Raw genomic sequence first — 11,719 nt, forward strand, 5'->3', positions numbered from 1 at the left:
AGGCGTAGTATAAAATAATAGATGAAGAGGAACACCAGTGGAATGATCATTAATACAAAGTGCCAAGACGAATGCGGGATAAAATAGTAGATGGCAATGTATGGTAGCATAATGAAAAGAAAAAAGGAGAGGAGCCAGCCGTATCTCTTTAATCTGAAAAGTGTCCATAAAATAACAGGTGTAGAAACTATAGCAACTAAAATACTTATAGAGCCGACACTATCGGGAAATAAATAAAAAGGGGTAGGAATTGCATCATCAATCCCAAAATTGAGGATTTTGTGAAGCCGCTCTAGATGACTATTTCTTTTGTATCGTAATGCCATATCAAAAATTAATCAGTCCAAAATAGATTACCAAACCACCATCACTTTATCAACTTTCAACGCTCAACTTTCATTTCTTTTAAAACTATATTCAACCTTCCCTCGTCTTAAGGACAGAATGAACTCGGGATCTCGACAAAACGAACGAATGGAAGACGCACAACTGGTACAGGATTTTCGTGGTGGAAATCACCGGGCTTTTAACAAGCTGGTGGTACGATGGCAAGATCGCATTCATCACTTTGCGTACCGATTTTTTGCGAGTTCCGATGACGCCGCCGAGATCACTCAGAAAACTTTCATCAAGGCGTATCACAAACTACATACGCTGGAGGATGTTAATAAATTTGGGTCTTGGCTGTACACTATCGCCAATAATTTGTGCCTGGATGAATTGAAACGAGTAGGGCGAAAGCGAGCCACTTCTTACGAAGCGCTCAAAGTAGCCCCGCAAACCGAAACCGCGACTCCCGCCGATGGCACGATTTTAAGAAATGAGGGATTGGTGCTGCTTCACAAAGCACTCCTTCAATTGCCGGTAGATCAGCGCGTGGTGGTGATCATGAAAGAATATGAAGGCCTGACCTTCAGAGAAATAGCCGAAATTTTAGATGAACCCGAAAACACAATAAAGTCAAGATTGTATTATGGGTTGAGCGCCCTCAAAAAGACGTTCGACTCATGGAATATCAACAAAGAGGTGTTTGATTATGAATAAAGAAACCGCCCGATCGCTCTTCATGGATTATCTGTATGATGAACTGGAGCAAGATCAACGAAAAGAATTAGAAACATTTTTATCTCAAAGCCCGGAGCTGAAGAAAGAACTGGATGAACTTTGGGATGTGAGAAGTATGCTTCAGCATTTGCCGGTCCAAGATCCCGCTGAACAAATCGTAATGGTGGAGCCGGAAAGATCCGGATTTCAGGATTGGTGGAATGAACTTATCGAGAGCTGGATCCCACAAAGTGGATTTGGCCGTGCAGGATTTGCGATGGCCTCAGTCCTCATCCTTTTTGTGGTTATGGGAGCCTACACCAAAATGAATATTTCCATCAATGAAAACGGCTTTGAACTTGCTTTCGGTGAACAACAGGAAGTTGTTCAACAGGGATTTACAGCCGAGCAAGTGGATTATCTGCTTCAGCAAATGAGAGAAGAAAATGCGCTGATGGTTTCCGAAGCGGTTCAGGCCGTAAAGCAAACTCAGGATGAGAAGCTGGAGCAAACGCTTATCAACTTTGCGAATTATGTTGAACAGCAGCGCAGAGATGATTTACAATTTATCAGCTCCGGAATCAACAATATGGAGGAAGTGTATTACGACCGATTCAGGCAAACTGATCAGGTTTTAGGCGAACTCATACAAACGGTAAGCACCAGAAATTAAATTTATACAGGAATACATTATGAAAACATTGAAACACACACTACTCATTGGGTTGATGACACTTTTGCTGTCTCCCCTTTCCTTTGCGCAGAATTTTGATGCCAACCGGATGAACCGGGATATCAAGATTATGGAAAGTATTTTGAATGAGCTTTTTAAGATCGAGGCTAAATCAAATACTACAAATGCGAGCTCAAACAGTTCATTCCAAGTCCGGGAAGTATCTGGATCGGGGTTTGTATCCGCAAGTCTTTTTGGAGCCAGGTCTAACCAGGTTTCCGGCAATTATATACCGGGATATGGTATCATCTTTAAAATACCATATTTGCTTTCACGGAATATTTCAGCCGTTTCAGTTATTAAAGATAGTGGTGAACCGAGCATCTCATTTTACTATGATTCTGATGATAATTCGGGTGACAGCCAAGTTACCGAGGAAACGGTGATCACAAGAATTACAGAGTTTTTTAAAGACTATGCTCCAACCATTGGGCAACTCAAAGAAGACGAACAAGTAACCATTGTGTATGGTGAAAGAAAAGAGAGTGCACCTCAGCTTCGAATTTTTAACAGGTCAGGAGACTCACAAGAAAATGAAGAGGTCAAACAAATTCCGGTTATTACTGTTTCAGCAAAAACGGGAGATTTAATAGCTCTCAAAAATGGAAGCCTGTCATCGGATAACTTTGAGAGCCGTCTCTCTATATCTAAAGAAAGTGGAGAAGAGAAGGAACAGATGGATCTAGAAGTTATGGCCAATATTTTGAATACAGCCTTTGAAGAAGGAGACGGAGATTCGTTTCATCTCATTAATTCAAATTCTCTTTCATATACAAATATAAATGGATTTGGCGTACACTATACGCTTGATATGCATAGTGGACATGGTCTTCAGTCTTTTACTTTTGGAGCCATAACAAGTTTTGGGGAAGCGGGTTCTGACGAGGCTGAAGAATCAGCCCGGAAAATTAAGGAAGCTCGAGAAAAACGTGAAGACACAGTTAAAGCGGAGTATCAGAATTTAGTAGATCAAATGAAGCAATACTTGGTGGATTATGGCAGAACCTTAAATTCTTTGACAAGCGACCAATTTTTAATCGTCACGGCGAATATTACGGATCACAGGGATCTGGTGCCTGCCCAAGTTAATTTTCAGCTTAAGAAATCAACGCTCGAGCAACTCGACCGCGGACAAATTTCCCGACAAGAGGCTCTAAATGCTGTAACCATTACCGAATATTAAAGTGTAATTGGTATCCTATCCAAGAAGCTGCTCCGGAGGTAAGTCTAAGATTTATGTTCCGGGGTGGCTTTTTTTATGTGTTAAAGTGCATCCGTGTTTAAGTGTTACCGTGTTACAGATAGAGTGAACTATAACACTTTAACACGGTAACACTTTGGCACATTAACACTACAAAACAAACTCACAATCCTTATTCAGAGCCTCACCCAGCATTTGCTCGTATTCAGAAGCATCTATTTCTACACAGCCGAATTGAGCCAAATGATCGGTATAGAACTGGGTATCCCAAAGCAGGAAGCCGTTCTTTTCTAAGATCTCGTGGCAGTAATACAGCGCTACTTTATCCGCCCATTTTTGTTTCCTGAACATGCTTTCTCCAAAAAAGACAGCCTGTAATTTCACGCCGTACAGTCCGCCAACCAACTCTCCACCCCTATAACATTCTACGCTGCAGGCATTTCCATACTGATTCAAAACATCAAAGGAGTTGATGATAAGATCATTGATCCAGGTTGATTCCCGGTTGGCGCATTGGGTTACCACTTCCCTGAAATTATGATTCACCCGAATCTCAAATCTTTGCTGCCGGATGACGCGAGCCAGATTATCTGAGGCGTGAAATTTTCCTATGGGAATAATTCCCCGCTTTCGGGCGGTGTACCAATCCACATCTTCAGCATCTTTGCTTTCCGCCATGGGAAAAATGCCCTGGGCGTAGGCTTCCAAAAGGTTTTCGGGTGGCAAGATGCGCATAGCATACTTTAGGTTTGAGTTTTTAGTGCGATGGTGTTAATGGGTATCCGCGTTTATTTGTTAACGTGTTATAGATAGAGTAAACCGTACTGTAACACGTTAATACTTTCGCAAATTAACACTCTCGCACTGTAATACTTTTATTAAAACTCACAATAATACATCACATCATTTCCAATTGGCGAGCCGGGAGGTGGTGCCGGGGCATCCTCGACTTCAAATTCTTCTGGATTTTCAAGGAACTGGTCAATCAAATGAACTCCGTACTTACTGTCCGGGTCTTCATTCATATTGAGAGACAATTGCATTTTAAGATCAGCGAGTTTGTTAAAGACCACAGCCTTAGTAACCGGATTGGCATTGTTGGATGCGGCCAACTCGATCCCATTTTTCAATACCACATGCTTTACGGTACGGTGAACCGCTCCTAAATAACCATCGGGAGAGTCTTGGCCCCAACTCACTTGTATCAATCTGTCTAATACTGTCTCCAGGCTCAGATTACCTGTTCTTGCAGAGTATTCCACCAGTCTGTTTGCACGATCAGGATTCAGGATCAAGCTAACAGGCAGATCAGCTGCAGTTTCGGCGATTCCCAATGCATCAATTGCAGGACCGGTATTCCCATTGAAAAGCTCTCTGGAATATCCGAGCCCGGCAGGGCGTGGAGGAATGATCTCCAGCAGATCTTCCGGTAAAGCCAATGCTTCCGGGGAGATAGTTGCCAGCATTTCATTCAATGCTTTTTCCTGTGTAGCGCGATCTACAATTTCAGGATAAGCCTGATTATCTCCTTTTACTTTGTAGGTGTAATCCAATCCGCCAATCAACTTCACGGTAGCTTCTACTTGATAACGATGGAAGAGATAGATCGGTACTAAAACATTCTGTAACTCCGCTAAAGGACGTCCTGTTTTTAAATTGGCCTCCCCAAAATTCTCCAATGCAGTTTCGCGAATCTCCATGATCTTTGGAAGCTGTGCAACCGGATCATCCCCGAATTCCCATAAATGCGCATAAGGATGAGCTCCACTCTGCGGACGAGCATCCTGGTCTGAAATATACTTCAACCCGGAATCGTAAGCATCGTACAGAATCTCATTCAAAGCAGCTTCTTTATCGGTTCCTTCCGGAAAATCCTGATAGCCGTAAGCAACCGCCATCTTATCCCATGCTCCTATTCCCACACCATACGGATCAGAAAGGTCAATCTCTCCATTTACAATTTTAGGTTGGGGATGCGGATAATCCATCACCGAAGCATCATCCGTTACACTGGCTGCAAAATTATGGGCGATCCCGATGGTATGGCCAATTTCATGGGCTGAAAGCTGACGAATTCGGGCCAGCGCCATTTCCTGCATCAAGGTGTTTTCCTGAGATTCATCGGCGTAGGGTGCAAGCAGTCCTTCGGCGATCAAATAATCCTGACGAACACGGAGTGAACCGAGCGACACATGACCTTTGATAATCTCGCCGGTACGCGGATCACGAACCGAAGAACCGTACGACCATCCACGGGTTGAGCGATGGATCCATTGAATCACATTATAGCGAACGTCTAGCGGATGAGCATCTTCAGGGAGCACCTTCACAATAAACGCATCCTTATAACCGATGGCTTCAAACGCTTCATTCCACCAACGGGCTCCATCAAGGAGTGCACTTCTGACCGGTTCGGGAGTTCCGTTATCCAGATAATACACGATCGGTTCAACAGGTTCACTAAGTTCTGCTTCGGGATTTTTCTTTTCCAGTCGGTGGCGGGAAATAAAACGTTTTATGAGCGGCTCATCAATAGGCGTGCCATAATCCTGATAGGTAATTCCAAAATATCCGGCGCGGGGATCGTATTCACGTTTTTCATATCCATCATCCGGAAGTTCTACAAAAGAATGATGCTGACGAACCGTGATGGCTTCCGGGGTTGGTGTTACCGACCGAACATATCCACCCGGATTATTACCTGCAAAAGTCAGCGTGGCCTCAAATTCAGTATTTTTTGGAAAGTTCATGATCGCTTCCTTATACAAAGCAGAACGGTTTTTATCTAAGTTATAAGAACCCTGATTGGTTCGCTGCAAAGTACTTGTTACCCCATGTGCATCTCTAAGCAGAAAATCGGTCATATTTAAAAGAACTTTTCCATCTTCTTCTGCTGCAATTTCAAAACCGGCTATTACAGATGAGGCAAAGGCTTCCCGAACTGATTTCTTTTCCAGCTCATTGTCAGTCTCAGCACGAAATCCGTAATTGGGCTGAACCATCAGTACTTTTGGTCCGCGGCGTTCAAAATATACAATGCGGGTGTCTCCGAGCTGTCCCCGGTCTAATCCAATATCATTGGACCCAATTCCAGCAGCTAATGAGTTCACATAAATAAATTCTGTATCCAGCTTGTCGATCTCCAACCAGAGTTGGTCTTTGGCTTCATCATAGTAATAATCAAAAAAGCCTTCGGTCTTAGTGAGTCCTTCTGTTTTTTCAGATATGGCAGGAAGTTGAGCTATAGCTTGAACAGAAATAAAAGCCATTAGCAGGAATAGTATCGCTCGCTTCATTGGATATAATTTGAGGGTTATAAATGGTGAATCTTTAAATAGGTAACTAAGAGAATATCCGAAAGATGAAGCGATAAGAAAAATGTTAAAGTTTAACAGGATTTTCAGCGGTGGCAGGTCTAAAGAAGGAAATGAGGATAGAGTTTAAGAGACAAATCCCTAATATTGTAAGTTGTTTAGCTACAACATGTTACGAGGACGTCATTTTTTACAAAGATTAAAAAATGTAACAAAAGTTCTTTAAAATGCTTTTACTCTATAGCAACAAACTAAAAGCTGACGAACAATTTCGGGAAAATTAAGTTAGACCTGAGTTATTTGTAACTAAAATTGACCAACATGAATAATGATACAACTACTATAGCTAAGATTGTTTTTTCAATTCTGCTTTTTCCTACATTTTTTCAGGAAGAATTTTTGGCTTTTGCATGGGCAGCTAGTGACCCAATGTGGGCTATGTCATTAAAACGGGTATTTTTACTATTACCTGTTCTGACATTCATTTTAGGTGCGTGGGTTACCATACCAACGGTTCTGTCCATTATATTCAGGCATAACCGGAAGGAATATACACTCTCTCTATTTGCCACATGGTGGGATCTTGGAAAATCTATTGCCTATTTTTGGGCAGGGTTGGCCAATTTCTTTTTCTATCTGGTCGTTTATTTATTGGGAATGATAAAGATGTTAGTTCTCGGAGTGATGGCGGTATTGCAGACTATTTTACTGATGCCATTTCGCCTGCTTGGAACTGCCGGGAAAAAGGTTACGGGTTCTTCCATTCCATTGATCGCCGTATTTCTAACCATATTCTGGGTGCTGATCGAGGCTACTATTTTCACCTATGTAACTACACCTCTTGTATTAGATACACTTTCAAATATTACCGGAGAGACTATTGATGTCACTTTGATGAGGGTAGCACTATTTACCTTTCTCTTTTTCATAGTTTTGGGTAGTTATGCAGTACTCTCGACATTTGTAGACTCGATAAAGGAAAAAAATATATCTCAGATCATTGGTATTGCTGCCATCGAAGTGATTGTGTTGATGGTTGAGGTACTATTTCTTTACAGAGAGTTTGTGGATGCACTGATACCTTGGTTCGCAATGTATGCGGAAGACTTTCAGATAGGTATTTTAGGTATCCTTGCCATTTCAACCTTCGTGTGGTTTGGAATTCGAAGTTTATCGTGGTTTCTCTTTGCCTCGTATGGAACGCCTACAATTATGGCAATCATTCAGGGTAAAGGCATTGAAAGTGTGAAAAGTAAAGAAGCATCAGGGGCCTCAAAGAAAATTTCTGCCCAAATATTTGATACCGATGAATACATGAATGGTATCAAAGAGAACATTGACTGGGTTCAGGAAAAAGGAGATGAATTGATAGCCGCTTTTATGTTGCCTCCCCTGCAATTAGTAGCTTCCGCTATAAATTTTTGCACCCTGCTGGTGGCTGGAAAACACATGTTTGAATTACCGCTTACAGATATGGAAAGCCTCACTAATACCGGTAGAATGAATACTCGTGAAGAGGAAAAAGTGGAATTAGCTTCCGGTAAAACAGCAAACGCAAATTAAGGATAAGAGACTATCTATGATTAAAGTAATGCGATTTCTATTGTTATTTGGAGCGTTGTCATTGTCAGGATGCACAACCACTGATGAACCTAATCCCCGTCTTTCAATGTTTATTGGGGTGGATATAAGTGGTTCATATGTTGAAAGCGGATATTTTGATAATTCATTGGAATTCCTTTCTCAATACATATATGCTCATCTGAATGGGATGGGTGAACTTGAAAAGCCGAATGTGTTATTTGTAAGCTCTATCGGTGGGTCAGATAATAATGATCCCAAGACTTTCTACCCAATTCAAACTTTTGACAACAGAAGTGTAGAAGAAATTGAGGAAAAGCTTCGCGAAATATTCCCGAAAGACCAGCAAAATCGTTTCACCGATTTTAATGCTTTCTTTGAGCAAATAGCCTTAACCATTAGAAATAAAAACCTGATCTTAAGGCCGGTTTCAGTGGTTATGCTGAGTGACGGAGTTCCTGACATAACAAAGGACGGAGTTACTGATTTCCGAAGCCTTGACTTTTCTCCTTTAGAAAAGCTTTCACGAAATATCACCATTCGTTTACTTTATACGGATGCCTCAACAGGAAGAAGCTGGCAAACAGAAGTCCCCCGCCGCAGAGTTAAGGTTTGGACTCAGGATGCCAAAGTTATGACCTCCTGGAAAGATTCTACAATTTATATTCCAAACAGATCGCTTAAAGAGCAAGACCGCTTTATTGGGTGGATTGAGGATAATGTAGATTTCGGCGTTCGCGCACGAAGGGTGGATTAGGAAACAGGAATAACAATTCCCTATTTAACAAGACAAAATTATTCAATAAAAAAAGGTGCGAAGGTTCAAGATCGATTTAAGATCTTGGCTATCTTCGCACCTTTTCTATGTTTGTAAAATTTACTTATTCAAATACTCTGTGAATTCTCCGTTTCGAACCCGTTTAAAATAGCTTTTGGAAGCCTCGCGGACTTTAGATGATAACAAGAGTGCTGAAATCATTGTGGGAACAGCCATTAAAGCAAACATCCCGTCAATTAAATTTATTACTGCATCCAGGGAAGCAACGGCTCCAAAAATAATCGAGAATACATAGAAGTAATTATACCAATGTTGTCGCTTGGCACCAATCATAAAGCCAAGACATTTGGTTCCATAATAGGAATAGGAGAGCATGGAGCTTACGCTAAAGGTGAATACTGATATTAACAATAAATAGGTTCCAAAAGCAGGAAGAGCTTCGTTAAAAGCATTTAATGTAAGGGTTACACCATTGGCTTCTGTAGTTTGCCATACTCCGGTTACAAGGATCGCAAGAGCCGTCATTGTACAAACAAGAAGGGTGTCGATAGCAGGTTCCATCATAGCCACCAGACCTTCCCGAACAGGCTCTTTAGTTTTTGAGGCGCCATGGGCCAGTGATTCAGTTCCAATCCCGGCCTCATTGGAAAATGCAGCTCTTTGAACTCCTATGATTATTAACTGGCCAACCGCACCACCCATCACAGCCTTGCCGGTAAATGCATCAGTTACGATCAATCCTAAATAGTATGGAATGTCCCCTATGTGGACGGCTAAAATAAAGAGCACTGAAACCACGTAGATCACAACCATGGATGGAACCAGTTTGGAAGCAACTTTTCCAATCTTGGTAATACCGCCAAATATTACCAGCGATACTAAACCAACTAAAGCAATACCCGTTAACAGGTTTCCGGTGAAAGCGCTGTCAGCTTCCACTAATCCATTTGGGATATAGATGAGGTCTCTTAAAATTTGTACCAGTTGATTGGTTTGAAAAATTGGCAGAGGCCCAAATAATCCTGCGAAGGCAAATAAATAGGCCAGCGGCATCCACTTTTTGTTCAAACCCTCACGGATCACGTACATTGGCCCGCCTTGAATTTTACCTTCAGTGTCTTTTCCTCGGTACATGATAGACAGCGTACAGGTAAAAAACTTAGTAGCCATACCTACAATCGCACTCATCCACATCCAAAATAAAGCGCCGGGACCGCCCATAAATATAGCCACTGCAACCCCACTGATATTTCCCATTCCTACGGTGGAAGCCAGTGCAGTCGAAAGCGCTTCAAAGTGGTTGATATCACCGGGATCATCAGGATTGTCGTATTTGCCACGCACCAGATCTACTGCGTGAAAGAAAAAACGAAAAGGGGTGAAACCGGATGAGACCAGAAAAAAGAGCCCTCCGCCAACAAGCAAAATGACGAGTGGGTATCCCCACATAAAGGATGAAAATGCCGCTAGAAATTCTTCGATCTGTACCAGTGTCTTGTCCGTTTATTTATCGTTAAGCGAAGAAACTAATAAATAGAGAGCTTAATTGTTATATCGTACGAATAAAAAAGATAAAATCGGTTCTGGGAGGGGTGATTCCTGCAGCTCTTAATAATTTAGCGATCTGTGCTCGATGATGTTGCCCATGTATGGTAAGGTGCATCAGAATATGCTCAACAGAGTTCTGAAATTGTTCTCCCTTTGAATTCTTGTAACTAATGGTCTCATCTTTTTCAGAGATCAGTGCTTTAAGTTGATAAGGATTTTCATTCAGTAATTTTTCGATCTCTTGAAGAATGAGATCGGGCCAAATACCAAGTTCTGTCGGTTTTCCCGTTATCCGGGCCATCCAAATTTTTTGTGCAGCTAAAAGATGTGCAAAAAGCTTCTGCATTTCTGGTCTATGGTCCTCGCTTTTTACTTGCTGTATTGACTTAAATATTTTTTTGTTTGCCCACTTGTCATATTCCAAAAAGATGTCGAGTTCCATTATCCAATCCCAAAAAATTTAGAAATACCGTTGATCACAAATTGTACGCCAATGGACAAGGCAATAAAACCCATCATTCGGGTAATAACGGTCATGCCGGTCTTTCCAATATAAGTGACAAGTTTTGGAGCAACCCTTAAAATACCATAGGCTACTAAAACTGTCATAAGTACTGCAACACCGTGAACTAAATAATCGGTGATACCCTGGGCATCCGAACCAAAGCCGATCACAACAGCAATACTTCCGGGTCCTGACAACAATGGTAAAGCTAAAGGGCTAAAAGAAACATCTTCTTTTTCCATCGCAGCAGCTTCATCTTTTTTGGTGAGTTTGCGGCCTGAATTTTCAGGATTCAGCATTGAAAAGCCTGCACGCACAATGACTAATCCACCCGCAATTTGAATACCGGGAAGGCTGATCCCGAAAAAACTGAGTATGTATGTACCAATTAAAAGAAAAGTAATGAGCACAAAAAACATATAGGTTGTTGCTTTTCGGGCGGTCTTAATTTTCTCAGCATCGGTGTGTCCCTCCATTAAAGAAATGTAAACTGGCATAGCTGCAAAGGGATTGACCACAGAAAATAAAGATGAAAAGCTCGCAAAAAAAAGCGCTGCTATACTCATAAACACTGTTGAAAAAGGTATTATTTGGTTAAAAAATTCTTCCATAAGGCTCCAAAGATACGCACCTTTTTATCAAAATTTTGGTTGTGTTTTTTGCTTTAAACAAAGCTTAACTTTTGGTTCATATATATTATTTTATTTTCTATCCTACTAAAAAATTATTTTCCTATGAGTACTGTTCAACTTACTTCTTACGACCAATTGATTTCAGACACGGAAGACATCTTAAACCGGGATGTAACCCGTAACGAAAAACTCTTTGCTATCTGTGAACTTCTGGCAGATGAAATTCAAACTTTTAGCTGGGTAGGATTTTACCTTCCTGATGAGGAAGGTAAAGAAGAGCTTGTACTGGGTCCATTTGTAGGTCCTTCTACCAATCATACTCGTATTCCCTATGGAAGAGGTATCTGTGGACAGGTTGCCCTCAGTCATGAGACATTTGTTGC

The 11,719-nt window shown here is 41.4% G+C and carries 12 protein-coding genes; 6 read left to right on the forward strand and 6 right to left on the reverse strand.

What is annotated here, in order from left to right:
• Nucleotides 1–326 (reverse strand): hypothetical protein (locus tag VFM80_RS07890; RefSeq protein WP_395071247.1); only part of this gene is annotated, 326 nt, incomplete at its 3' end.
• A 118-nt stretch (nt 327–444) separates the two neighbouring features.
• Here VFM80_RS07890 and VFM80_RS07895 point away from each other — a divergent pair.
• Genes VFM80_RS07895 through VFM80_RS07905 form a run of 3 tightly spaced genes read left to right on the forward strand, consistent with a single transcriptional unit; the run spans nt 445 to nt 2,960 of the window.
• Nucleotides 445–1,044: an RNA polymerase sigma factor gene (locus tag VFM80_RS07895; protein ID WP_395071249.1), complete on the forward strand. Its 600-nt coding sequence runs from the start codon at nt 445–447 to the stop codon at nt 1,042–1,044.
• Complete coding sequence (locus tag VFM80_RS07900) at nt 1,037–1,717, forward strand: anti-sigma factor family protein (RefSeq protein WP_395071251.1); 681 nt, start codon at nt 1,037–1,039, stop codon at nt 1,715–1,717. The genes VFM80_RS07895 and VFM80_RS07900 overlap by 8 nt, the downstream gene beginning before the upstream one ends.
• Nucleotides 1,718–1,736: 19 nt before the next feature.
• Nucleotides 1,737–2,960, forward strand: a complete 1,224-nt coding sequence (locus tag VFM80_RS07905) for a hypothetical protein (protein WP_395071253.1) — start codon at nt 1,737–1,739, stop codon at nt 2,958–2,960.
• A gap of 168 nt (nt 2,961–3,128) precedes the next feature.
• On the opposite strand, the gene aat is transcribed toward VFM80_RS07905, so the two are convergent.
• Nucleotides 3,129–3,713 (reverse strand): leucyl/phenylalanyl-tRNA--protein transferase, encoded by a 585-nt coding sequence (gene aat / locus VFM80_RS07910; protein WP_395071255.1) that lies wholly within the window; start codon nt 3,711–3,713, stop codon nt 3,129–3,131.
• A 143-nt stretch (nt 3,714–3,856) separates the two neighbouring features.
• Nucleotides 3,857–6,274, reverse strand: coding sequence for a zinc-dependent metalloprotease (locus tag VFM80_RS07915; protein ID WP_395071257.1), 2,418 nt, complete (start codon nt 6,272–6,274; stop codon nt 3,857–3,859).
• Nucleotides 6,275–6,613: 339 nt separating this feature from the next.
• Between VFM80_RS07915 and VFM80_RS07920 the strand changes: the two genes are divergently transcribed.
• Complete coding sequence (locus VFM80_RS07920) at nt 6,614–7,855, forward strand: hypothetical protein (RefSeq protein ID WP_395071259.1); 1,242 nt, start codon at nt 6,614–6,616, stop codon at nt 7,853–7,855.
• Between the two features lie 16 nt (nt 7,856–7,871).
• Complete coding sequence (locus VFM80_RS07925; RefSeq protein WP_395071261.1) at nt 7,872–8,630, forward strand: hypothetical protein; 759 nt, start codon at nt 7,872–7,874, stop codon at nt 8,628–8,630.
• A gap of 120 nt (nt 8,631–8,750) precedes the next feature.
• On the opposite strand, the gene VFM80_RS07930 is transcribed toward VFM80_RS07925, so the two are convergent.
• From VFM80_RS07930 to VFM80_RS07940, 3 genes are all read right to left on the reverse strand, one after another.
• Nucleotides 8,751–10,100: an alanine/glycine:cation symporter family protein gene (locus VFM80_RS07930; RefSeq protein WP_395071262.1), complete on the reverse strand. Its 1,350-nt coding sequence runs from the start codon at nt 10,098–10,100 to the stop codon at nt 8,751–8,753.
• Between the two features lie 100 nt (nt 10,101–10,200).
• Nucleotides 10,201–10,641 (reverse strand): DinB family protein, encoded by a 441-nt coding sequence (locus VFM80_RS07935; protein ID WP_395071264.1) that lies wholly within the window; start codon nt 10,639–10,641, stop codon nt 10,201–10,203.
• On the reverse strand, nt 10,641–11,270 hold the full coding sequence (locus tag VFM80_RS07940) for a MarC family NAAT transporter (RefSeq protein ID WP_395071266.1): 630 nt from the start codon (nt 11,268–11,270) through the stop codon (nt 10,641–10,643). The genes VFM80_RS07935 and VFM80_RS07940 overlap by 1 nt, the downstream gene beginning before the upstream one ends.
• Nucleotides 11,271–11,438: 168 nt before the next feature.
• On the opposite strand from VFM80_RS07940, the gene VFM80_RS07945 reads away from it, so the two are divergent.
• On the forward strand, nt 11,439–11,719 hold a 281-nt coding region (locus VFM80_RS07945; RefSeq protein ID WP_395071268.1), incomplete at its 3' end, for a GAF domain-containing protein.

The organism is Gracilimonas sp. (assembly GCF_035704785.1).
Taxonomy (GTDB): Bacteria; Bacteroidota; Rhodothermia; order Balneolales; family Balneolaceae; genus Gracilimonas.

Excerpts from the sequence above, each read along its gene's own strand:
- VFM80_RS07895 (WP_395071249.1), top strand. The coding sequence starts at position 445 with ATGAACTCGGGATCTCGACAAAACGAACGAATGGAAGACGCACAACTG.
- VFM80_RS07900 (WP_395071251.1), top strand. The coding sequence starts at position 1,037 with ATGAATAAAGAAACCGCCCGATCGCTCTTCATGGATTATCTGTATGAT.
- VFM80_RS07905 (WP_395071253.1), top strand. The coding sequence starts at position 1,737 with ATGAAAACATTGAAACACACACTACTCATTGGGTTGATGACACTTTTG.
- aat (WP_395071255.1), bottom strand. The coding sequence starts at position 3,713 with ATGCGCATCTTGCCACCCGAAAACCTTTTGGAAGCCTACGCCCAGGGC.
- VFM80_RS07915 (WP_395071257.1), bottom strand. The coding sequence starts at position 6,274 with ATGAAGCGAGCGATACTATTCCTGCTAATGGCTTTTATTTCTGTTCAA.
- VFM80_RS07920 (WP_395071259.1), top strand. The coding sequence starts at position 6,614 with ATGAATAATGATACAACTACTATAGCTAAGATTGTTTTTTCAATTCTG.
- VFM80_RS07925 (WP_395071261.1), top strand. The coding sequence starts at position 7,872 with ATGATTAAAGTAATGCGATTTCTATTGTTATTTGGAGCGTTGTCATTG.
- VFM80_RS07930 (WP_395071262.1), bottom strand. The coding sequence starts at position 10,100 with ATGTGGGGATACCCACTCGTCATTTTGCTTGTTGGCGGAGGGCTCTTT.
- VFM80_RS07935 (WP_395071264.1), bottom strand. The coding sequence starts at position 10,641 with ATGGAACTCGACATCTTTTTGGAATATGACAAGTGGGCAAACAAAAAA.
- VFM80_RS07940 (WP_395071266.1), bottom strand. The coding sequence starts at position 11,270 with ATGAGTATAGCAGCGCTTTTTTTTGCGAGCTTTTCATCTTTATTTTCT.